The 22932-nt window shown below is 62.8% G+C and carries 21 protein-coding genes; 9 read left to right on the forward strand and 12 right to left on the reverse strand.

From position 1 onward, the window contains the following. Positions 1-65: 65 nt before the first annotated feature. Complete coding sequence (locus tag CLU90_RS18655; RefSeq protein WP_100428636.1) at positions 66-470, reverse strand: DUF4440 domain-containing protein; 405 nt, start codon at positions 468-470, stop codon at positions 66-68. After that, a complete protein-coding gene (locus CLU90_RS18660; protein ID WP_100428637.1) occupies positions 467-1888 on the reverse strand; it encodes an MFS transporter in 1422 nt (473 codons plus the stop codon). Before CLU90_RS18660 ends, CLU90_RS18655 begins: the two co-directional genes overlap by 4 nt. A 125-nt stretch (positions 1889-2013) precedes the next feature. On the opposite strand from CLU90_RS18660, the gene CLU90_RS18665 reads away from it, so the two are divergent. Both CLU90_RS18665 and CLU90_RS18670 read left to right on the forward strand, forming a co-directional pair. Beyond that, entirely contained in the window at positions 2014-2916 is a 903-nt protein-coding gene (locus CLU90_RS18665) for a LysR family transcriptional regulator (protein ID WP_100428638.1), read from the forward strand. A gap of 115 nt (positions 2917-3031) precedes the next feature. Then, on the forward strand, positions 3032-3847 hold the full coding sequence (locus tag CLU90_RS18670) for a hypothetical protein (RefSeq protein ID WP_100428639.1): 816 nt from the start codon (positions 3032-3034) through the stop codon (positions 3845-3847). A gap of 26 nt (positions 3848-3873) precedes the next feature. Here CLU90_RS18670 and CLU90_RS18675 read toward each other — a convergent pair whose 3' ends face one another. The 4 genes from CLU90_RS18675 to CLU90_RS18690 all read right to left on the reverse strand — a co-directional run bounded on the left by CLU90_RS18675 (position 3874) and on the right by CLU90_RS18690 (position 7894). Then, on the reverse strand, positions 3874-4929 hold the full coding sequence (locus tag CLU90_RS18675; protein ID WP_092713127.1) for a bifunctional nicotinamide-nucleotide adenylyltransferase/Nudix hydroxylase: 1056 nt from the start codon (positions 4927-4929) through the stop codon (positions 3874-3876). Further along, the gene (locus CLU90_RS18680) at positions 4926-6641 is read right to left on the reverse strand and encodes an NAD+ synthase (protein WP_100428640.1); all 1716 of its coding nucleotides are present in this window, start codon (positions 6639-6641) and stop codon (positions 4926-4928) included. The genes CLU90_RS18675 and CLU90_RS18680 overlap by 4 nt, the downstream gene beginning before the upstream one ends. A 96-nt stretch (positions 6642-6737) precedes the next feature. Further along, entirely contained in the window at positions 6738-7250 is a 513-nt protein-coding gene (locus CLU90_RS18685) for a ClbS/DfsB family four-helix bundle protein (protein ID WP_100428641.1), read from the reverse strand. Next, positions 7250-7894, reverse strand: coding sequence for an ArsR/SmtB family transcription factor (locus CLU90_RS18690; RefSeq protein ID WP_092713133.1), 645 nt, complete (start codon positions 7892-7894; stop codon positions 7250-7252). The genes CLU90_RS18685 and CLU90_RS18690 overlap by 1 nt, the downstream gene beginning before the upstream one ends. 59 nt (positions 7895-7953) lie before the next feature. On the opposite strand from CLU90_RS18690, the gene CLU90_RS18695 reads away from it, so the two are divergent. Then, positions 7954-8442 (forward strand): DUF2938 domain-containing protein, encoded by a 489-nt coding sequence (locus CLU90_RS18695; protein WP_198511238.1) that lies wholly within the window; start codon positions 7954-7956, stop codon positions 8440-8442. An 8-nt stretch (positions 8443-8450) separates the two neighbouring features. Here the strand turns inward: CLU90_RS18695 and CLU90_RS18700 are convergent, their stop codons facing one another. After that, positions 8451-10910 (reverse strand): DUF3772 domain-containing protein, encoded by a 2460-nt coding sequence (locus CLU90_RS18700; RefSeq protein WP_232731256.1) that lies wholly within the window; start codon positions 10908-10910, stop codon positions 8451-8453. A gap of 320 nt (positions 10911-11230) precedes the next feature. Here CLU90_RS18700 and CLU90_RS18705 point away from each other — a divergent pair, with 320 nt between their 5' ends. Both CLU90_RS18705 and CLU90_RS18710 read left to right on the forward strand, forming a co-directional pair. Then, positions 11231-11560, forward strand: coding sequence for a helix-turn-helix domain-containing protein (locus tag CLU90_RS18705; protein ID WP_100428643.1), 330 nt, complete (start codon positions 11231-11233; stop codon positions 11558-11560). Next, a complete protein-coding gene (locus CLU90_RS18710) occupies positions 11547-12791 on the forward strand; it encodes a type II toxin-antitoxin system HipA family toxin (RefSeq protein ID WP_100428644.1) in 1245 nt (414 codons plus the stop codon). The genes CLU90_RS18705 and CLU90_RS18710 overlap by 14 nt, the downstream gene beginning before the upstream one ends. 25 nt (positions 12792-12816) lie before the next feature. On the opposite strand, the gene CLU90_RS18715 is transcribed toward CLU90_RS18710, so the two are convergent. Genes CLU90_RS18715 through msuE form a run of 3 tightly spaced genes read right to left on the reverse strand, consistent with a single transcriptional unit; the run spans position 12817 to position 15488 of the window. Next, positions 12817-13842, reverse strand: a complete 1026-nt coding sequence (locus tag CLU90_RS18715) for a methionine synthase (RefSeq protein ID WP_100428645.1) — start codon at positions 13840-13842, stop codon at positions 12817-12819. Between the two features lie 26 nt (positions 13843-13868). After that, positions 13869-14846 (reverse strand): DUF1852 domain-containing protein, encoded by a 978-nt coding sequence (locus CLU90_RS18720; protein WP_100428646.1) that lies wholly within the window; start codon positions 14844-14846, stop codon positions 13869-13871. A gap of 60 nt (positions 14847-14906) precedes the next feature. Next, positions 14907-15488, reverse strand: coding sequence for an FMN reductase (msuE, locus tag CLU90_RS18725; RefSeq protein ID WP_100428647.1), 582 nt, complete (start codon positions 15486-15488; stop codon positions 14907-14909). A gap of 127 nt (positions 15489-15615) precedes the next feature. On the opposite strand from msuE, the gene CLU90_RS18730 reads away from it, so the two are divergent. Both CLU90_RS18730 and CLU90_RS18735 read left to right on the forward strand, forming a co-directional pair. Continuing rightward, positions 15616-16515, forward strand: coding sequence for a LysR family transcriptional regulator (locus CLU90_RS18730; protein WP_100428648.1), 900 nt, complete (start codon positions 15616-15618; stop codon positions 16513-16515). Continuing rightward, positions 16505-17389: a methylenetetrahydrofolate reductase gene (locus CLU90_RS18735; protein ID WP_232731257.1), complete on the forward strand. Its 885-nt coding sequence runs from the start codon at positions 16505-16507 to the stop codon at positions 17387-17389. The genes CLU90_RS18730 and CLU90_RS18735 overlap by 11 nt, the downstream gene beginning before the upstream one ends. A 67-nt stretch (positions 17390-17456) precedes the next feature. On the opposite strand, the gene glmS is transcribed toward CLU90_RS18735, so the two are convergent. Continuing rightward, positions 17457-19286, reverse strand: coding sequence for a glutamine--fructose-6-phosphate transaminase (isomerizing) (glmS, locus tag CLU90_RS18740; protein WP_100428650.1), 1830 nt, complete (start codon positions 19284-19286; stop codon positions 17457-17459). Between the two features lie 161 nt (positions 19287-19447). Between glmS and CLU90_RS18745 the strand changes: the two genes are divergently transcribed. Continuing rightward, positions 19448-19921, forward strand: coding sequence for an Lrp/AsnC family transcriptional regulator (locus CLU90_RS18745; RefSeq protein ID WP_092713153.1), 474 nt, complete (start codon positions 19448-19450; stop codon positions 19919-19921). Between the two features lie 650 nt (positions 19922-20571). Here the strand turns inward: CLU90_RS18745 and glmU are convergent. After that, entirely contained in the window at positions 20572-21948 is a 1377-nt protein-coding gene (gene glmU / locus CLU90_RS18750) for a bifunctional UDP-N-acetylglucosamine diphosphorylase/glucosamine-1-phosphate N-acetyltransferase GlmU (protein WP_100428651.1), read from the reverse strand. A gap of 27 nt (positions 21949-21975) precedes the next feature. On the opposite strand from glmU, the gene CLU90_RS18755 reads away from it, so the two are divergent. After that, a complete protein-coding gene (locus CLU90_RS18755) occupies positions 21976-22872 on the forward strand; it encodes a DUF6279 family lipoprotein (protein WP_232731258.1) in 897 nt (298 codons plus the stop codon). The last annotated feature ends 60 nt before the right edge of the window (positions 22873-22932 follow it).

Consider the following 22932-nt stretch of genomic DNA (forward strand, 5'->3'; position numbering starts at 1 on the left):
GACCTTGTCAGCCTAGCCGGCATGGCGCCATTGTCCATCGGCGCGCCAGCCGCCACGCTGTAGGATCAAGCCGCCCGCGCGGCCCACGTTTCATGCAGGTGGCGCCACAGCAAGGCGCCATCGGGCGTTTTCTCATACACGACGGTGGACCAGCGCTCGGTGTCTTCCGCGCCCGGCAGCGACTGGAATTCGCGGTAGGAGACGGTGGCGCCGGTGGCGCTTTCCTGGATCAATTGCAAGTCCGTGATGCGCATGGCGAGGCCCGGGCGGCTACCGCCGGCGCCCTGGAAAAACCCGGTCAATCCGGCATGGTCGAGCCGCATCCCGCCCGGCGCCACCATCGTAAAGTCGGGCGAAAAACGCGCCAGCAATTGCGCGCAGTTTTCCGCTGCCGCCTCGCCGGAAAGCCACTCGCGGATCAGCACATGCGTGGATAGAACGTCGTCAAAATACGGATTCGTGGCAGTCATTTTTTTGCTACTCCATGGTGATGTAAAAGGTCGAGAACGGCGCGGTTGTCGATGCGCAGGCACAGTGCCAAAGGCAGCAGGCACGCGCTAGCCGCCAGCGCAAAGCACCAGTGGAACACCTGCGCCGCGCGCAGATGCTGGGCGGGGTCGTCCAGCGATGCGATGCCCTGGGCCGCCAGCAAGCCATTGAGCAGTACGCTGAGCAGCGCGACACCGAGGCAAAAGCCCAGCTGGCGGTTGATATTCCACACGGCGCTGGCCTGGCTCAACTGCGCGTCCTGTGTGCGCAAGAAGGCCGTGCTTTGCGCCGTGCTGCTGCACAAGCCGCCGCCAAAGCCCATCACGGCATACGCGCCGGCAAGCCAGAACAGCTGGTCGGCCGCATTCACGCACAGCAGCATCAGCATGCCCGCCGCCTGCAGCAGGGCGCCAGCGATGAACAGCGGCTGCGGACCCACGCGGCGGTAGCTTTTGCCGGTCAGTGAAATGGCCGCAAACGAGGCCAGCGCCCACGGCAGCATCAGCGCGCCCGCCGTCGACGCCGACATGCCCAGCACGCCCTGCAGGTACAGCATGGCCAGCAGGCTCACGCCCATGAAGACGCCCGGCACCAGCAGATACATCAGCATGGCGATGCGCAGCAGCGGCTCACTGGCCAGGCGCAGGTTGAGCAGCGGCGTCGATTTGCGCAGGGCGCCGCGCACGTAGCCCCAGGCGCAGGCGGCGCCCAGCGCCAGCACGCCAGCGCCGGCCAGCAGCTCGTCCGGCGTGCCCAGCATGGTCAAGCCCAGCAACAGCAGCAAAATCGCCGTGCTGCCGGCCAGCAGGCCGCTCACGTCGAGACGGGGAACGGCCCCGCGCGGCGGGTCGGGACGCAGCCAGCAGGCGGCCAGCAGCAGCGCCAGCGCGGCAAACGGCACGTTCAAATAAAAGATCCAGCGCCACGACAGGCTGTCGACGATAACGCCGCCCAGCGCGGGCGACAGGGCCGGCGCCAGCAAGCCCACCAGCATGATGACGGACGACAGGCCGGGGCGCTCGGCAGGCTGGTACAGCTGGTAGGTCATGCTTTGCCCCAGCGGAATGAGCAAGCCGCCGCCCAGGCCCTGCACGCAGCGCCAGGCGATCAGCGCCTCGATCGACGGCGCCAGGCCGGCGCCGATGCTGGCGCATAAAAAAGTTAGCAACGATGCCATGAACACGGTTTTGCTGCCATAATAGGCAGCCAGCCAGGCGCTGGCCGGGATGACGATGGTCAGGCCGAGGATGTAGGCGGTGCTGATCCAGGCCAGCTGCGCCACCGAAGCGTGCAGGGCATGGCCGATGTCGGGGTAGGCGACGCTGGTGATGAACATGTTGATCAGGTCGACGAAAAACCCCAGCAGATAGATGGCCGCGACTTTTTTGCGATAGTCCATGGTGCTCCGAATGGCAAACGGCCAGCTTAAGCTTGCATCGCCATTTGCGTAACGGGCCAGCCCCGATTACACTGTCAAAGAAATTTTGACAAATCTCGAAACCCGCATGTTTACTCATCCTTACCATGATCAGTCTTGACCGCCTGGGTATTTTCATCGCCATCGTCGACGCCGGTTCGCTGACGGCGGCCGCCGCCGTGCTGGGCCAGAGCAAGGCCGTCGTCAGCTTTAATTTGAAACAGCTGGAAGCGGAGCTGGGCGTGTCGCTGCTCACGCGCAGCACGCGCAGCCTGGCGCTGACCGACGTGGGGCGACGCTTTTATGAAGACTGCCAGCGCGTGCTCAGCGAAGCGCAGGGCGCCATCGAAACGGCGCGCCAGGGCCACCAGGGCTTGCGCGGCACCCTGCGCCTGACCACCACCGTCGAATACGGCAGCCGCACGGTGATTCCCGCGCTGATCGCCTTTGCCGCCGCCCACCCGCAGCTGCAGATCCAGCACTCGTCGTCATCCTCGCATGAAGACCTGATCTCGGGCCGCTACGACCTGGCCATCCGCATGGGTTCCCTCAACGATTCGAGCTACCGCGCCGCGCTGATCGAACCGTACGCGATCTGGCCCGTCGCCTCGCCCGCCTACCTGGCCAGCCTGCCTGCCAAGGGCGTCGCCAGCCTGGACGACTTGCAGCGCGCGCGCTGGCTGGCGCACAGCCGCCTGGCCGCGCCCTTGCGCTGGGACGTGCAGACACAAGACGGCCCCGCCGCCTTCACGGCGCAGGACGACGCGGCCATCCATTCCGACTCCGCCTCGGCCCTGCTGGGCTTTGCCCTGGGCGGCTGCGGCGTGGCCTTGCTGCCGCAATGGCAGGTGGAGGCGGAAGTGCGCGCGGGACGCCTGCGCCGCCTGCTGCCCGACGTCGTCTTCCCGCAGCAGGGCGTGTATGCCGTGTATCCGAACACCCAGCATATCGCGGAAAAAGTGCGCGCCTTTATCGATTTTTTGCGCGCCTTCGTGGGCACGCCGGAATGAGATTTCACGTCCTCAATATTTGACAAGGACAATGGTTTCCAAAGGGCAAACGAGCGCCCTTTTCGATTTGCACGGCCTACACTGACAGGACGTTGTTCACCGATTGGAGACCATCATGGCACATACATTGGCAGCAGTTTTCGCCGTGCGCGATATGGCCGAGCGCGCCCGGCACGACCTGATCACGGCAGGCTTTCCCGGCGCCAGCATCCGCCTGCACGATGCGGGCACCGACGATACTTCCGCCACGGAAAACATCCGCCGCGACGACAGCGACGGCCTGCTCGACAGCGTCAAGCATTTCTTCACCGACCTGTTCGGCAGCCACGCCGACCGCCACATCTATGCGGAAGCCGTGCGGCGCGGGCATGTCGTGCTGACCCTGGAAGAGGCCAGCGACGCCGATATCCAGCGCGCCACCGACATCGTCGAACGCTACGCGCCGCTCGACATCGATGCGCATGCCGAGCACTGGCGCGCCGGCGGCTGGCAAGGCGCGCCGCAAGACGCCAGCGCCATGCGCCAGGGCGCCAGCATGCAGTCGGATACGTCATCGCAGCAGGGCAGCATGAACGAGGCGCCAGGGTCGCAGCAATTTGCCAGCGACATGGCCCCGCCGCCGTCCGGCGCGGGCGCCAACGTGCGCCGCTATCCCAGCGCCGACAACCTGCCCGGCACCAGCTACGACGACGAGCAGTACTACCGCAGCCACTGGAGCACCACCTATGTCGCCACGGGCGCGCGTTTCGAGGACTACGATCCCGCCTACCGCTATGGCCATTCGATGGCGAATAGCGACAGCTACCGGGGCCGCCCGTGGGACGAAGTGGAAGCGGACCTGCGTTCCACGTGGGAGCACACGTATCCGCAATCGGCATGGGACAACTTCAAGGCGGCCATCAAACATGGCTGGGAACGCGTGACGTCCTGACGCGCGAAGAGGGGGAGTGCTCCCTCTCAGCGCCCCTCGTGCGTGAGCTTGAGGAAGTGGTTCAGGATGTGGAAGTGGTCTTCGAAGAATTGCTCTTCCATGGCCGGCAGCGCGGCCACGGGCACCCATTGCGCCAGCGCCGCATCGTCGGCCGCCGTCACGGCCGGCAGCTGGCGCGTCTTCAAGTCAAAGTAATGCGCATGCGTGATGGTGCGCCCGCGCTGGCTGCGGTCCGGGTGGTCGAATACGGCCACGCCGACCAGCGCCTCGACGAGGGTGGGCGCCAGCACGCCCAGCTGGGTTTCTTCCGCCAGCTCGCGCAAGGCGCCCTGCAGCAGGCGTTCGCGCGGTTCCAGGAAGCCGCCCGGCAGCGCCCACAAACCCTTGCCCGGATAGCCGCCGCGGCGCACGAGCAGCACGTGGCCGCCCGTCTGCACCAGCGCGTCGACGGTGGTGAAGATGGGCGGATACGGCGCCATCCGCCAGCGCGCTTTATAGGCTTCGATGGCGCGGTATTCCTGCACCAGCGGCGCGTACCACGGCAACAAGGTCCACGCTTTTACATACTGGCCGATGGCCGCCGGCAGCAGCTGGGCCACGGCGCTCAGCGACACGTCCACGTCTTCCGCCTCGAACAGCACGTTGCGAATCGCCGTCGCACCGATGGGCGCGCCCGCATCGATCTCGAGGTTGAATAACTGCCAGTGCGGGAAGTGGTGCAGGTAGTAACTGGTGGCGTCCTTGAAGCAGGCCACCAGCATCACACGCTGCGCCTTCGGCACGGCGCCCGCCACGGCGCGCCGCACGGCGTCGGCCCACAGGCCGTCATCGTAGTAATCGCGCACGGCCACGTAATGCACGCGCGCGCGCTGCGCCTCGGGTAAGGTCGCGGCAATCATGGCGGCCCGTTCCTGCCACGTAAACGGGTTCTTCGGACTGCGCGCATGGAAGGCCGAGCCGAGCACCACCACCACTTGCGCGGCCGTCGTCAGGGCCTTTTGCAGCAAGCCCGCATGGCCATTGTGAAAAGGCTGGAAGCGGCCGATCAGGATGGCCGCGTCGGCAGGATAGGATGGGGTCATGCGTCGTCTCCGGTGGGGTAGTGGGCGGCGATCGGCAATTGACGGCCGCTGCCAAAGGCGCGCGAACGCACGCGGATGATGGGCGCCGCCTGGCGCCGTTTGTATTCGTTGCGGGCGACCATGCCGAGGATGCGCGTCACCAGAATCCGTCCCTCATCCGTCTCGCGCAGCTGGTCGACCAGGGTCAACGCCTGCGCGCTTTCGGCCGCCGGCAAACGGCGTCCCTCGATATGCCATTTGAGGACTTCATCGAGCACGGGATACGGCGGCAAACTATCCGTGTCGCGCTGGCCCGGCGCCAGTTCCGCCGACGGCGGTTTATCGAGCACGGCGACGGGGATCAGTTCGCGCCCAGCGCTGGCGTTGACGTGGCGCGACAGGGCGAACACCTCGGTTTTATACAGGTCGCCGATCAAGCCCAGGCCCCCATTCGTATCGCCGTACAGGGTGCAGTAGCCAACCGAGATTTCGCTCTTGTTGCCGGTGGTGAGCAGCAGGGCGCCGAACGCGTTCGAGTATTCCATCAGGATCGTGCCGCGCACGCGCGCCTGCAGGTTTTCCAGCGGCAGTCCCTGCAGCTTGCCATCGAAGGCCTGGGCGTAGCCGGTTTCATATTGCGCCACGATGTCGCGGATCGGATGCGTGTAGAGGGCGATGCCCAGGTTGGCGCACAGGGCGACGGAATCGGTGACGGAGCCGGCGCTGGAAAACACGGATGGCATGGTGATGCCCACGACGTTGTCGGCGCCCAGCGCTTCGACGGCCAGGGCCAGGGTCAGCGCCGAATCGATGCCGCCCGAGCAGCCGACGACGACTTGCGTAAAGCGGCAGCGGCGCGCGTAGTCGCGCAAACCGAGCACGATCTGGCGCCGCGCAAATTCCACGGCGGGGATGCCGTCCGGGTCGGGCACGGGAAACGCGGCACCGTCGGTACGCGTAAAACGGCCGTCGGCAAAGCGCAGCAATGGAAAATCCTCGACGAAGCGGGCCGCTTCAAATGCCACGCCGTCGGTCGGTGACATGGCGAACGAGGCGCCGTCGAACACGAGCTGGTCCTGGCCGCCCACCTGGTTGACGAACAGCAGGGGCAGATTGACGCGCTTGCAGGCGGCGCCAAACACGGCGTGGCGCTGCGCGCGCTTGCCGATGTCGGACGGGCTGGCGTTGATGCTGACGATCAGGTCGGGCCGCGCCGCGTGCAGGGCGTCGAAGGGGTTGACGGCGTAGGCGCGGCCGTCGTCATTCCAGCCATCCTCGCAAATCATGAAGCCGACCTTGCAGCCGGCGATAGTCAAGGTGCAGGCGCCGGCCGGACCCGGTTCGAAATGGCGGCCTTCGTCGAAGATGCCGTAGGTGGGCAGCAGCTGCTTGTAGTATTCGGCCACGATGCGCCCGTCGCGCATCGCCAGCAAGGCGTTGTACAGGGGCTTGCCGACACCGGAGTTCGGCCGCGCCGTGCCGATGACGGTAACCAGTTGCGGCCAGCGCGTGGACGCCTGCAACACGGTATCGAGCGCCTGCTGCATGCCGCGCAGGAAGGCGGCGTCTTCGAACAGGTCGCCCGGGTAATACGCGCACAGCGACAGTTCGGGACAGACGAGCAGATCGGCGCCTTCCTCGCTGGCGCGCTGCATGCGCGCGACGATGGCGGCGACATTGGCGTCGAAGTCGCCCACGGTGGGATTCATCTGGGCGAGGGCGATGGTCAGCATGGTGATCCTTCAATCGGTTGCGCTTGAAACCACTATCCTGCCTGAAAAGTTTTCCGAGCGTACTGATGCAATCGTGCAAGCCTGCCGCTGCGGGTACTACAAAGTCTTGAGCCAGGCCCGCAAGCGCGTGCGCGCGTTCGCATATGGCGACGCCGTGTTGAACTGGATCATGCGTCCCATCGTGTAATGCGTGTACCAGGACTGGCCATACAATTGCGCGTCATCATGGCTTTCGACCAGCGCCAGCAACTGGTTTTTCGCCTGTTCCAGGCGCTGCAGCAAGTCGTCCATGCCCAGTTCAGCATAGTCGGCATAGAAGCGCTGCGCCAGTTTTCCCAGAGCGTTCCACGTGAAACCTTCGGCGGGAAAGGCAATGTCCTCGATGCGTTTGCCATCGCGCAGCTGCGCGTGCCAGTGCAAAACCAGCTCATTCCAGCCGACCAGATAGGCGAGCAGATCGCACACGCTCATGCGTGTGCCCGCCACTTGTCCTTCCAGCACGGGCTCCCGCGCCAGCGCCGGCGGCACGCGCGCCAGCTCCTGCGCCAGTTTCGCATACGTGCTGTTGATGGCGTCGAGCAGTTCCTGCTTGCTGTTGGGGACCGCCATCACGCCGCCTTGACGACAGGCAAGCCGGCCGCCTGCCAGTCGTCGTAGCCGCTGCCCAGACGGCGCGCCTGCAAGCCGTGCTGGCGCAGGGCCGCCACGGCCTGCACGGACAGCACGCAATACGGACCGCGGCAGTAGGCGGCGATCTCTGCGTTCGCGGGCAATTCGCCGAGGCGGCGCTGCAAGTCATCAAACGGAATATTGAGCGCACCGGGCAAGTGGCCGGCGGCAAATTCCTGCGCGGGCCGCACGTCGAGCACGGTGATGCTGGCTTCGCGCATGCGCTCCTGCAGCTCGTCGCCCGTGATCGCCTCCACGTGATCGCCCCGGCCCAGCGCCTGCAACTCGCTGCGCTGATGCTGCGCATACACGTCCAGCGCGGCCAGCAATTGCACGATGGGGCCGCTGCCGAGCCGGTACAGCACGCGCTTGCCGTCGCGCCGCGCCTGCACGAAACCGGCGCGCCGCAACTGCTGCAAATGCTGGGACGTGTTGGCCACGGACAGGCCCGTCAACTCCACCAGCTGCTCCACCGCGTACTCGCCATGCACGATCTGCTCGAGCAGGCGCAAACGCGGCGCGCTGCCTAAAACATGGGCAAAGCCGGCAGAACCGGTGAGGAATTCAATATCGGCATTTTTCATTGACACGATGCTAGCACCCTTATAACATTCAATCAATCAATTGAATGTTAGGGGCGGCAATGCAGATACTTTGGCTCGATGCGCTGGCGATCGGCGTGGGCGCGACGGCGGTGATGGATGTGTGGGCAGTGGCCTTGAAACGCTTCTGGTGCATCCCCTCGCTGAACTTTGCGATGGTGGGGCGCTGGCTCGGCCATCTGCCGCGCGGTACCTTCAGCCACGTCAACATCGCCCAGGCGGCGCCCGTACGCGATGAAGCCATCCTGGGCTGGACGGCCCATTACCTGATCGGCGTGCTGTTTGCGGCCGTGCTGCTGGCGCTGGTGGGACAGGAGTGGGTGCAAGGGCCGACGTTCGCGCCGGCCCTGCTGGCGGGTGTGTTGAGCGTGGCCGCGCCATTTTGCATCTTGCAGCCGGGCATGGGTGCCGGCCTGGCCGCCAGCAAGACGCCGCACCCAAACGCCGCGCGCCTGCGCAGCCTGATGGCGCACACGGCGTTCGGCATCGGCCTGTACCTGGCGGCCCTGCTGTGGTCGACCGTGCGCTGACTTGCCGACTAGCTCGTCAGCGGCGGCACGGGGGCGGGCGCCGGTGCAACGGCTGACATGGCCGGCGCCTCGGGCTGCGCCGGCACAGTGCTCAGCACCATCGTGCTGGGCTTGGCGATGGCAATGTGCGCCTCGTCCAGGCGCTTGAGCAGTTCGAACAGCAGCGCGCTGCGGATGCCCGACGTCAGGCGCGGCGACGAGGCAAAGCCGGTGGCGTTGAACAACAACAGGCCATTGTCGATACCGTCGAGCTGCACATTCGGCGCCGGCGTGTCGAGCACGTCGGGATTGTCGACAAAGACGGACAGGATCAGCGCGCGCGCCGCCTGCGCATCCGTGCCCAGCGGCAGCGGCAGCTTGACCTGCACCAGGCCCAGCGGATTGGCCAGGGTCACGTTGCGTACCGTCTTGGTGATGAATTCCGAGTTCGGCACGATCACCGTCGAACGGTCGCCCAGCTGAATTTCCGTGGCGCGCACATTGATGCGGCGAATGTCGCCTTCCACGCCGCCCAACGACACCCAGTCGCCCACCTTGACGGGACGCTCGGCCAGCAGGATCAGGCCGGACACGAAGTTCTGCACCACGGCCTGCAAGCCAAAACCGATACCCACCGACAAGGCCGACGCCACCCACGCGATGCGTTCGAGGCCGATGCCGGCCGCCGACAGCGCCAGCGCCACGGCCAGCACGCCGCCGATGTAGCCGAACAGGGTGATGAACGACACTTGCATACCCGTATCGAGATTGGTAGTCGGCAAATAACTGTTTTGCAGCCAGCGCTTGAACAGGCCCAGCGCGATAAAGCCGACGACCAGCACCAGCAGCGCCTGGATCATGGCGGCCGGGCGGATCGCTACCTCGCCGATGGCCAGGCCATCCTGCAGCTTGCCGATCCGCTGGAACAGCTCGCCAGGCCCTTCGCCGAACGGCGCCAAGAGCAGCATCAGGGCCAGCAGCACGACGATGGCGCGGCCGATGCCCGACAGCAGCACGGCCGCCTGGTCACGCGCCTTGGGCGTGGCCAGCACGGGATGGGCCGCGTCCGGCGGTGGCGGCGTCGAGGCCAGCAACATGCAGATATCGTCGACCAGCACCGTCAGCAGATACGTGCTGCACAGCACGACGATGACCCAGGCGATTTGCTTGGCAATAAAACTGCCGAACGCCACATAGCCGACCAGCAAGCTGATGACGCTCGACGCCAGCGCCAGCCACAGCAGCACCGTGACGCAGCGCAGCCACAGTGGCGTCACCAGGGTGGCGGGATCGGCCTCGCGCAACTGGCGCCAGCAGCGCTCGGCCCGCATCAGGCCATAGGCGATGGTCGTGCTCATCACGAGCGCGACGATGCAATTGACGGCCACGGCCGTCGACAGGCCCGCATTGATGACGATGGTGACCCGTTCCGTCGCCCACACGAGCACGACGATGAAGGAAAACATCGATGGAAAATTGCGCATGCGATGCGCCAGCGCATCGGGCAGGGGCAGCAAACGCCACGACACGCGGCGCGGCGACAGCAGTGCGTGACCGAGTCCCGCCGTAAAACCGGCAAAACAGATGATGCCGATCAGGCTGCTGAGGAAAGTCGACGTCTTTTCGGACAGGCCGCCCTCCCAGCGCAGGCCCATGGCCAGCAATTCCGCCACCAGGCCCGGCGTGGCCAGCGCCAGCACGAGCACGGCCAGCGCATGCAGGGAGCGGCGCAAGCGGCCATGCGGCACGCGCGTGGACGTGACCAACAGCAAATAGCGCGACGTCCAGATGCTGGCGCCGATCACGGCCACGATACCGGCCAGCAAGCCGCCCCAGGCCGACCACGGCGTGGCGCTTGCCGCATTCGCCAACTCTTGCTCCAGCGCCCTCAGGCGCTGCAGGTTCTGCGGCAATTCGCCATGCAGCTGCTTCCAGAACGAGCCGGCGAGTATCGAGGCCGTACGCTCGCCCAGGCGCGCCTGCAACTGCGCGCGGCGCGCCGTCGACACCTGTTCCGACGCCTGCGTCGCTTCCACGGCCAGCAAGCGCGCCAACTTCACCTGCGCATCGAGCGCGCTGCTGGTGCGGTCGAGCTGGCTGCGCTGCGCCGCCACGTCAGGGGCGTCTTTGGTCCCCGCCGCCGGCTTGCCCAGCTCGGCCAGCCGCGCCTGCACGCTGGCGAGCGTGGGCGCGAGCGCCTCGGCCACCTTGTCCGCCTCGGCGCTGGCCGCCAGCGCATCGGCGCGCATCTGCGACAGGGTCGCATCATCGAGGTCGGCGTCGCCATCGAGCGCCTTCTGGATGGTGGTAATCTGCTTGCGCAAGCCATCGAGACGCTGGTCGGCCGTGGCCGCATCGTCGACGGGCTGCGACCAGGCCGGTGGCGCAGATAGCGAGCAGGCCAGCAACAGGGTCAACAGCAGCGGCAGCAGCCAGCCGCGCCAAGGCTGGCGCGCGGAAAAGAAATGGGGGGTACGGAATGAAATCATGCGGTCCTATCGGCCAGGTCAATACGGGTGAAAGCAAGACGGCATCGCGCCGGCAGGCGCAGCGGCCGGCGGCGGGGCGATGGGTGTTACGGGAGTTGCTGAACTGTACGGCAAACAGCGACAGCCTAGCGCACTCCTGCGATAGATGGCGGAAATTTTCGTGCGGCAAGAAGATGGAGGATTTTGATGAACATAAAATTGAATTTAATGTCATTAAATTTAATTTTATGTTCACCTATATGAAGCGATAGCAAACATATTCTTGCAGTTAAGGACTAGAATATAAAGAATATGTTCACTTCCATGTTCACTTCCTTATCATGACAAAACGTGCCCGCCCGGAAGATGCCATGCCGACGCTCGTCAACGAGCGGCTCAGGATATGGGGCCAGTGCGTGCGCAAGCAGCGGGTGCAGCAAAACATCACGGCACGCGACCTGTGCGCACGCCTCGACATTTCGCACCCCACCCTGCAGCGCATGGAAAGGGGCGAGGCGTCCGTCAACGTGGGCCTGTTCCTGGCCGCCTTCCACGTGCTCGGCATTCTTGCCATCACGGCGCCGGAACCCGACGCGGCGCTGTGGCAAATGGACAGCGCCAACATCCGCAGCCGCCCCACCGTGAACGAGGGCGACGATGGCTATTTCTAGCCGCCCTTTGTTTGTCTATCTGCAGCGGCCCGACAACGGCGAATGGGTCGTGGCCGGCCGCCATGCGTTCGATGCGCGCACCGGCATCGGCAGCTTTCTGTACGCGCCCAGCTATGTCGATGCAGGCTTGTCCTGGGCCATCGATCCCGTCAATCTGCCCTTTATTCCCGGCATGGAACACCTGGCGCGCCGCTATGACGGCCTGCATGACGTGCTGCGCGACGCCAGTCCGGATTCCTGGGGACAGATGCTGATACGCCGCGAACACCAGCTGAGCGAAAAAGCCACGGCGATCCAGTTCTTGCGCCTGTCGGGCAACGGCGACCGCTGGGGTGCGCTGGCCGTGGGGGACACGCCCAAACCGAACATTGCGCAACTGGCCAGCCCCAGACTGCACCACCTGGATGCGCTGGTGCAGGAAGTGCTTGCGATTGCTGAAAGCCGGCCAGCCGTCCATGCGCCCCTGCGCAAACGCCTGTTCGCCACCCCCAGCATGGGCGGCGCGCGCCCCAAGGCAACGGTGCGGGACGGCGAAGACTATTGGCTGGTGAAACCGGGATTGATGACCGATACGGTCGACCTGGCGCTGCTGGAACACGCGACGATGCAATGGGGCAGGGCGGCCGGCCTGCGTTTCGCCGACACGCGCCACCATGCATTGACGGCCGAACGCAGCGTGGCGCGCATCTTGCGCTACGACCGGCGCGGCGCGCGGCGCATCATGACGGCCAGCGCCGCATCGCTGCTGCAAGTGCAATATCCGCCGGTGGAAGCGGCCGACAGCGATGGCGCCAGCTATCCCCGCCTGGCGGAAGAACTGCGGCGCATCGGCGCGCCGCCGGAAGACGGCATCGAACTGTTCGGCCGCATGGTCTTCAATGGCGTCGTCGGCAACAACGACGACCATCCGCGCAACCACGCCGTGCTGTTCGACCTGGACGAACAACGCTGGCGCCTCTCGCCCGCCTTCGATGTCGTGCCGGATACGGAAGACGACCCGCAAGCGCTGGTCATGCAAGTGAGCGCCGGCCGCCGCGACATCACGCGCGACGCCATGCTGCGCGATGTGACCCGTTTCGGCTTCTCCACGCGACAGCAGGCGGAAGATTATATCGATGCCCTGCTGGCGCGCATCGACAAAGCTTTTGCGCAGGTGGCGCCGCTGCTGAACGCAGCCTTGCGGGCACGGATGGCGGAGCGCTTGCGGACGATGCTGCTGCGCCTGGCTTAGGCGCAGGCGTAACTTCACCAGTCGGCTAGGAAAGCTCTCCCCGGATGATTTCCGCGCCGGCACTGAGCGCATTCAGCTTGCCTCTTGCCACCCGGCGAGCCAGGGGCGCCATGCCGCAGTTGGTGCTCGGGTAGAGCTTGTCGGCATCGACAAAGCGCAGCGCTTTGCGCAGGGTGTTGGCCACTTCCTCCGGCGTTTCAATGGTGTTACTGGCCACGTCGATGGCGCCGACCATCACTTTTTTGCCACGAATGAGTTCAATCAGGTCGATGGGCACACGCGAGTTGTGGCATTCGAGCGAAATGATGTCGATATTCGATTTCTGCAGCTTCGGGAAAGACTCTTCATATTGGCGCCACTCGGAGCCCAGCGTATTTTTCCAGTCCGTATTGGCCTTGATGCCGTAGCCATAGCAAATATGCACGGCCGTTTCGCACTTGAGTCCTTCGATCGCCCTTTCCAAGGTGGCAATCCCCCAATCATTGACCTCGTCAAAGAAGACATTGAATGCGGGTTCGTCAAACTGGATGATGTCGACGCCGGCCGCCTCCAATTCCCTCGCTTCCTGGTTGAGGATCTTGGCAAATTCCCAGGCCAGTTTTTCACGGCTCTTGTAATGGCTGTCATACAGCGTATCGATCATCGTCATCGGACCTGGCAGCGCCCATTTGATCGGCTGCGTGGTTTGCTGGCGTAAAAATTTGGCGTCGTCCACAAACACCGGCTTAGTGCGGCTCACGGCGCCAACCACCGTCGGCACGCTCGCATCGTAGCGGTCACGGATCCTGACGGTTTCGCGTTTGTCGAAATCCACGCCGCTCAGATGCTCGATAAACGTGGTGACGAAATGCTGGCGGGTTTGCTCGCCATCGCTGACGATATCGATGCCCGCCTGCTGCTGTTCCTGCAGCGACAACAGCAAGGCATCCTGTTTGCCCTCGATCAATTCCTCGTCCTGCAATTTCCACGGCGACCACAGTTTTTCAGGCTGCGCCAGCCAGGAAGGTTTGGGCAAGCTGCCGGCAGTGGAAGTAGGCAATAATTTTTTCATGATGAATGCTTTCGTTTATTTTTTAATCAGCGCGCGTAGTTCGCAGACCATTGTTCAAGAATATTCTTGTAGGGCTTGATGAAGTGCTCTTCCGTATATTTGCCCTGCTTGACAGCCAGCTGGCTGCGCTCTTCCCGGTCATAGACAATTTGCGTCAACGAGTAATCCTGATTCTTCAGGCTGGGCTGATACAACTTCCCTGCCGCGGAATTGGCGTTGTAAATTTCGGGCCGGTAGATCTTTTGGAACGTTTCCATCGTGCTGATGGTGCCGATCAGCTCAAGATTGCTGTAGTCGGCCAGCAGGTCGCCGATAAAGTAGAAAGCCAGCGGCGCGGAGCTGTTCGGCGGCATGAAATAGCGCACCTGCATCCCCATTTTTTCGAAATATTCATCCGTCGACGAGAACTCATTTTGCTGGTACTCGACACCCAGGATGGGATGCTGGTTTTCCGTGCGTTGATAGGTCTTGCTGCTCGAGGCGCTGATGCAGATCACCGGCGGCTTGCTGAAGTGCGCTTTATAGGTGTCTGACCTGACAAAGTGCTTGAACAGCTTGCCATGGAAATCGCCGAAATTGTCCGGCGTGCCAAACGTGGATTTATTATTGTTGTGCTCTGGCAGCAGCACGCTGAAGTCGTAATCGCGCACGTAGGACGAGAAGTTATTCCCGGCGATGCCATCGATGCGCGCATTGGTTTTTTTATCCAGGATATTCGGCTTCAATATCTCGATCAAGGGAATATTGTCGCCTTCGGCATCGATATTCAACGCGACGGAAATGATTTCAAGCTCGACGGAATAGCGGTCTGCCTTCGGGTTGTCCCAATGCGCCAGGCTGTTGAAGCGGCTGTCGATCATCTTCAAGGTATTGCGCAAATTCTCCTGGCGACGCTCTCCCCTGGCCAGATTGGCAAAGTTGGTCGTCAAGCGCGTGTTGTCCGATGGGTGATAGTTTTCATCGAAGATAATGCTCTTGATGCTGAATACAAAATCTTTGCTCATGGTGATCTGTCCTGATGTCTGCGAAAAGGTGAATATGTTGATTGACCGTAGTAATGCGTATCAGGCCGCGACCAGCTCTGCAGCGGTGGCGGATCTCGCATGGCGCGTCAAGCCGATCAAGGGCAATGCCCGTTGCACCGCCAAGGTGGCGCGCTGGAGCAGGGCCTCATCCTGCAGGCGGTAGTCGGTAAAGTCCTTGTCGGTCGCGTAGACGCCCAGCGGCAATGTGCGTGCCTGGAAAAAGCTGAACAGCGGCCGCAACTGGTGGTCGATCATCAGGGCATGGCGCTCGCTGCCGCCGGTAGCCGCCAGCAAGACGGGCTTGTCGATCAAGGCGTCCTGGTCAATGAAGTCGAAGAAGTGCTTGAACAGACCCGTGTACGCGCCACGGAAGACCGGTGTCGCCACCACCAGGATGTCCGCTTGCTCGACCGCCGCCAATTCCCGCTCCACCGTCTCGGGCAGGTGGGAGCGCCAGGTTGCGCCGGCCAGCTGCGGCGCGAGCTGCCCCAGTTCGACCAGGCGTTGTTCGCACAGCACTTCCTCGGCGATCAGGTCCATCAGGTGCTCGGCCAGGGCGGCAGCCTTGGAAGGGCGTTGCAGCCCGCCGGAAACGGCGACTAAGCGAAGTGGACGTGTCATGTTTGCTTTCATAGGGAGTGATGCGCGAGGGCTAAGAATGCCAACAGCAAGAGGACGGATGATAACGGGGGGAATCGATGAAGTATAATGGTCTTATTTCATACATCCATGAATATGGCTCATTTCAATGCTTGAACGCATCCACCTCAGCATCGTCCAGCAAGTCGAGAAACAAGGGTCGTTGACGGCCGCCGCAGGCGTGCTGAACCTGACCCAGTCGGCCTTGAGCCACAGCATGAAGAAGCTGGAGCAGCAACTGGGCACCGACGTCTGGCTGCGCGAAGGGCGCAACCTGCGCCTGACGCAGGCCGGCCAGTACTTGCTGGCGGTGGCGAACCGGGTGCTGCCGCAACTGGATCTGGCCGAAGAACGCCTGGGCCAGTTCGCGCAGGGCGAGCGCGGCGCGCTGCGCATCGGCATGGAATGCCATCCTTGCTACCAGTGGCTGCTCAAGGTAGTGTCGCCCTATCTGGCCGCATGGCCCGACGTGGATGTGGACGTTAAGCAGAAGTTCCAGTTCGGCGGGATCGGCGCGCTCTTCGGCTACGAGATCGACTTGCTGGTCACGCCCGACCCGCTGTACAAGCCGGGGCTGACATTCGAACCCGTGTTCGACTACGAGCAGGTGCTCGTCGTGGCCAAGGGCCATGCCCTGGCGTCGGCAGCCTATGTGAAGCCGCAGCAGCTGACGCAGGAAGTGCTGATCAGCTACCCCGTCGACATCGAGCGCCTGGACATCTACAACCAGTTCCTGCTGCCGGCCGGTGTCACGCCCAAGCGCCACAAAGCCATCGAAACCACGGACATCATGCTGCAGATGGTGGCCAGCGGCCGCGGCGTAGCCGCCCTGCCGCGGTGGCTGGTCGAGGAATACGCGGCCAAGATGGACGTGGTGCCTGTGCGGCTGGGCCCGCGCGGCATCGCCAAGCAGATCTTCCTGGGGGCACGCGAGACGGACACCGCCATCGACTATGTGCGCGCCTTCATCGCACTGGCGCGCCAGCCTGCCATCGCTCATGCGCAGTGAAGCTATGGTCAATCCCGCTCAGCCCTGGCCCGCCAGCGACATCACGCACGCCTATTCCCTGGAAGCCAGTACGAAGGACATTGCTGCTTTGAGCGCGGCGGCGCCGCGGATATTGTCCGGGTCCACCATTGCCATTCCCTACCTGCCACGCGAGAACGACGACGCTCGGCTTGCCGCGGCGCGGGCCGTGCGCAGGCTGGGCTTTGAGCCCATGCCGCACTTGTCTGCGCGCCGTATCGCTTCGCTCGCCGGATTCGAGTCCTTCGTGCAGCGCGCGGCCGCTGAAGCGGGCGTCGAGCGCTGCTTCGTCATCGCTGGCGATCCACACACACCGATGGGGCCGTTTGCCGACAGTGCCGCGCTGATCGACACAGGCGTTTTCGAGCGCGCGGGCATGCAAGTGATCGGCGTGGGTGGCCACCCGGAAGGCCATCCGGTCATGAGCAAGGCTGAACAGTGGGAGGTGCTTGAACGCAAGTGCCATAGCATTGAAATGCGCGGCATGGCGCCATTGATCGTCACGCAATTCGCCTTTGATGCCGACATCGTGTTGACGTGGCTGGAAGCGCTGCGCGCGCGCGGCATCAACCATCCCGTGCGCGTGGGCGTGCCGGGTCCCGCGAGCATCGCCGTGCTGGCGCGCTATGCCGCACTGTGCGGCGTGGGCGCATGCGCATCGATGTGGTCCAAGTACGGTGTCTCGATCGGCAAGCTGTTCGGCACAGCGGGGCCGGATCTGTTTGTCGAGCGCCTGGCCACGGGACTGACAGCAGCGCATGGCAAGGTCAGCCTGCATTTCTTTCCATTTGGCGGCATCGCACAGTCGGTGAAGTGGATAGAACAGTACCGTACACGCACCGACCCGGGCCCTTGAGCATCCTGTGCGACGACCGCCTCTCTGGTGACATTGCGCCACCAGAGAAAAGCACAATCCGCCCTGCTTATTCCACCGTCACCGACTTGGCCAGATTGCGTGGCTTGTCCACATCCGTGCCGCGCGCCAGCGCCGTGTGATACGCCAGCAATTGCAGCGCGACCACGTGCAGGATCGGTGACAAATCGCCATAGTGCTCGGGCAGGCGGATGACGTGCAGGCCTTCGCCGGAGCTGATGCGCGAATCCACGTCGGCGAAAACGTACAGCTGGCCGCCGCGGGCGCGCACTTCCTGCATGTTCGATTTGAGCTTTTCGATCAGGGCGTCGTTTGGCGCGATGGTGACGACCGGCATTTCATTCGTCACCAGGGCCAGCGGGCCGTGCTTCAGCTCGCCGGCTGGATACGCTTCCGCGTGGATGTACGAGATTTCCTTCAGTTTCAAGGCGCCTTCCAGGGCGATCGGATAGTGCATGCCGCGGCCCAGGAAGAGGGCGTTTTCCTTGCGCGCGAATTCTTCGGACCAGGCGATGATTTGCGGTTCCAGCGCCAGCACGGACGCGATGGCGACGGGCAAGTGGCGCATGGCTTTCAGGTGCGCCGCTTCTTGCTCTTCGGACAGGTGACCATTGACTTGCGCCAGGCACAGGGTCAGCAGGAACAAGCCGGCCAGCTGCGTCGTGAAGGCCTTGGTGGATGCCACGCCCACTTCCACGCCGGCGCGCGTGATGTAGGCCAGCGCGCATTCGCGCACCATGGCGCTGGTGGCCACGTTGCAGATGGTCAAGGTGTGCAGCATGCCCAGGCTGCGCGCATGTTTCAAGGCAGCCAGGGTGTCGGCCGTTTCGCCGCTTTGCGAAATGGTGACGACCAGCGTGTTCGGGTGCGGCACGCTGTCGCGGTAGCGGTATTCGCTGGCCACTTCCACGCTGACGGGCACCTTGGCGATCGACTCGATCCAGTATTTCGCCGTCATGCCCGCATACGAGCTGGTGCCGCAGGCCAGGATCAGCACGCGGTCGATCTGCTTGAAGATTTTATAGGCGTCGTCGCCGAACAGTTCCGGCATGATGCCCGTCACGCCTTCCAAGGTGTCGCCGATGGCGCGCGGCTGTTCGAAGATTTCCTTCTGCATGTAGTGGCGGTACGGGCCCAGCTCGGCCGCGCCAGTGTGCGCGTGCACGGTTTTCACTTCGCGCTCGACAGGCTTGCCATCGACGTCGACGATCCAGCAGCGCGACAGTTGCAGGTCGACCACGTCGCCTTCTTCCAAGTAGATGATCTGGTCCGTCGTGCCGGCCAGCGCCATGGCGTCGGACGCGACAAAGTTTTCACCATTGCCCAGGCCGACGATCAGGGGCGAACCCTGGCGCGCGGCGACCACGCGATGCGGCTCGTCGCGGCAGAACACGGCGATCGCATACGCGCCGTCCAGGCGTTTGACAGCTTGCTGCACGGTCTCGAACAGGTCGCCGTTATACATGTGCTCGACCAGATGGGCGATCACTTCCGTGTCCGTCTGGCTCTGGAAGACGTAACCCAAGGCCGTCAGTTCGGCGCGCAGTTCGTCATGGTTTTCGATGATGCCGTTATGCACCAGCGCCACGCGGGCGTTCTCTTCCGTTGGAGAAAAGTGCGGGTGGGCATTGAAGGAGACAGGGGCGCCATGCGTGGCCCAGCGCGTGTGGGCGATGCCCGTGAAACCGCTCAAGCCTTCTTCGCCGATCTGCTTTTCCAGCTCGGCCACACGCGAGGTGGAGCGCGAACGCTGCAAGCGGCCGTCCGCATGCAGGGCGATGCCGCAGGAATCGTAGCCGCGGTATTCCAGGCGCTTCAAGCCTTCGACCAGGATGGGAGTGATATTACGTTGCGCTACCGCGCCGACGATGCCGCACATGGAAACCTCTGTCTAAAATTTAATCAATGCACGCATGCTAATGCAGAGTGCGTGAAATATGCTTTCTAAATCTATCTATTTTTGACTGAATATTTCACGTCTATTTTGCGATGAAATATTATTTCATTTAAACTCGATATATTCTCCAATTCATCAATACCATGAGCGAAGACAACATTACCTTGGACGAAATCGATCGTCGCATCCTGAACGCCTTGCAAATTGATGCATCGCAAACCAACAGTGAACTGGCGCAAGCGGTGCACGTCTCGGCGCCCACGTGCTTGCGGCGGGTCAAGCATTTACGCGAAAGCGGCGTCATCGAACGCCAAGTGGCCATCGTCGCGCCGCAACTGGTGGGCGCGCGCCTGACGGCCATCGTGGAAATCACGCTCGACGTACAGGCGACGGAGCGCATGGCGGAGTTCGAACAACTCGTGGCGGACGAACCCGCCGTGCTGCAATGCTACCGCGTCTCGCCCGGACCCGATTTCGTGCTGATGGTGCAGGTGGCCGACATGCCCGCCTACCATGCACTGGCGCATCGCCTGTTCGCCGCGCACGCGAATGTGCGCAACGTGAAAAGCTATTTTTCCACGTTTCGCAGCAAATTCGAAACGCGCATCGCGGTGTGAAGCAAGCGGACAGAACATTTATCCCTGCTTATCCTCACTTTTCTGCATGCTTATACACAAGTTTATCCACAGTATAAAAATCACGGATTTTCACGGCTGCCACATCTGGCCTCGCAGGAGGCCTCTGAATAAATGCACATCGGCTGCCGGGCAAAACTTATCCCGACTTATCCATCGTTTGCCCACGCTTTAATCACAGGCTTTTGCACAGCTTTACCCACAGCCAGCATTGAAGAATAACTCTTGAATATCCTTACAATACAATGACTTATAAGTTATTCATCACTTATCCGTAGATTGCACACAAGCTTATCCACAGTCCAGGCAAGCAAAAAGTCGGCGATGCTTTTCAGTCTGCCCAGATTGGCTTGTACGCTGGAACGGTAAGCTGGGCCAGAAAACTTATCCCGTCTTTTCCACAGGTTCTTTACCGTTTATACGCAGCTTATACCGGGCTTATCCATCGCTTGTCCGCATGCTTGTTCACATGTTTATCCACACTCGACAATAGGGAGAAAATACGGGATGGGAAAAATGGCGCGACTTATCCCGGGTTGCCAGCCAATGCTCCACAGGATTATCCACAGGCATAAAAAAACGCCGCCAGCCCGGACAGGCTGACGGCGTCATGCGTACCGAGGGCGGTGCGCTTATTTCTTGATTTTCACGGGACGCGTCCAGCCGTCAATCGTCACTTGCCGCGCGCGGGAGACGGTCAGCTTGCCGGCCGGCGCATCTTTCGACAAGGTCGTGCCGGCGCCCAAGGTGGCGCCCTTGCCGACGGTGACGGGCGCGATCAGCTGGCTGTCGCTGCCAATGAAAGCATCGTCCTCAATCACCGTGCGGAACTTGTTCACGCCATCGTAGTTGCAGGTAATCGTGCCGGCGCCGATGTTGACCTTGGAGCCGATGGTGGCATCGCCGATGTAGGCCAGGTGATTGGCCTTGCTGTGCGCGGCGATCTGGCTGTTTTTCACTTCGACGAAGTTACCGATGTGCACGTCTTCCGCCAGGACCGTGCCCGGGCGCAGGCGCGCATACGGGCCGATGATGGAGGCGGCGCCGACGATGGCGTCCTCGATATGGCAGAAGGGCTTGATGTGCGCGCCGGCCGCCACCGTGGCGTTGATGAAGACGTTGTTGGCGCCCACGCGCACGCCGTCGCCCAGTTCGACTCTGCCTTCGAACACGCAGCCGACGTCGATGGTGACATCGCGGCCGCAAATGAGTTCGCCGCGCACGTCGATGCGGGCTGGATCAAACAGGGTCACGCCCCGCTCGAGCAGCGCTTGCGCGATATTGTTCTGGTGGATGCGTTCCAGCTGGGCCAGCTGCACCTTGCTGTTGACGCCCGCCACTTCCCACACGGCGCTTGGATGCGCCGAGGTGACGGCCACGCCATCGGTGACGGCCTGGGCGACGATATCGGTCAGATAGTATTCCCCTTGCGCATTGTCATTCGACAAGGCCGACAGCCACTGCTTCAGGGCCACGGTGGGCGCGACCATGATGCCGCTGTTGATTTCCTTGATGGCGCGCTCTGCTGGCGTGGCATCCTTTTCCTCGACGATGCGCACGATGGCGCCGTGCTCGCGCACGATGCGGCCCAGGCCGAAGGGATCGTCCTGTTCCACGGTCAGGATGGCCAGTTTATCGTTGCCGGCCGCCTGCACCAGCTGCTGCAGGGAGGCGGCGCTGGTCAGCGGCACGTCGCCGTAGAGGATCAGGGTCGGCACATTGTCGTCCAGCAAAGGCAGCGCTTGTTGCACGGCGTGGCCAGTGCCCAGCTGCTGCGCCTGCTCAGCGGCGTCGATCTGCACGGCATGGTTCACTTTATAGCCGTCGAGCAACTTCAGCACCGCTGCGCCCCCATGCCCGTAAATCACGCATAATCGGGACGGCGCCAGGCTACGCGCCGTGTCGATGACGTGCGACAACAGCGGCTTGCCCGCCAACGGGTGCAATACCTTGGGCAGTGCCGACTGCATGCGTTTGCCCATACCGGCAGCGAGAATGACAACGTTCATAGACTGTAGTTTTTATAAGTTAAGAATATGAAAAATTTTAACACGCAGGCCCCGTTCTCCAGTCGCTTTCGTTACGCCGTGCTGGCCATGCTTTTCATTATCGTGGCCGGCTGCAGCGGCTTGCGCCTGGCCTACAACAATGGCGATACCGTGCTGTACTGGTGGCTGAACGCGTATGTCGACCTGGACCGCGACCAGAAGGGCTGGGTGCGCGAAGATATCGACAAGCTGTTCGACTGGCACCGCAAGACGCAATTGAAGGATTACGTGGAAATCCTGCGCACGGGCCAGAAGCAGTTGCAAGGCAATATCACGCAGGCGGACCTGATGATGGATTACGCCGAGATCAAGCAGCGCACCCAGGCACTGCTGCTGAAGGCGGCGCCCGAGCTGGCCGATCTGGCCCGTTCGCTCAAGCCCGAGCAGATCGCGCAGATGGAAAAGAAGTTCAAGTCGAACAATGATGATTACCGCAAGAAATACCTGAGCGGCGATCAGGAGAAGCGCCAGAAACTGCGCTACAAGAAAGCCATGGAACAATTCGAATTGTGGTTCGGCAGCTTCAGCAGCGAGCAGGAAGCCATCATCCGCAAGGCGTCGGACGCGCGTCCGCTGAACAATGAGATCTGGCTCGATGAGCGCATGCGGCGCCAGCAGAATGTGTTGAACCTGGTCAAGAAGGTCCACCAGGAAAAACTCGGCAAGGACGCCACCATAAGCTTGATCACGACCCTGATCAAGGACAGTTTCGAGCGCCTCGAACATTCGGAGCGCAAGGCTTTCTTCGATGCCTACGAAAGCAGCACGGCACAGATGGTCTTGACGGTGATCAAGATCGCCACGCCGGCGCAAAAGGCCCACGCCGTCAAGCGCATGCAGGGCTGGATCGACGATTTCAATTCCCTGGCCACGCAAGCCAAATAGCGGGGCAGCGCCAGCAGGGGGGAGGGGGCCATATGCTATAGTGGCCGCCACCGAATTGAA

Source organism: Janthinobacterium sp. 67 (assembly GCF_002797895.1).
Taxonomy (GTDB): domain Bacteria; phylum Pseudomonadota; class Gammaproteobacteria; order Burkholderiales; family Burkholderiaceae_D; genus Janthinobacterium.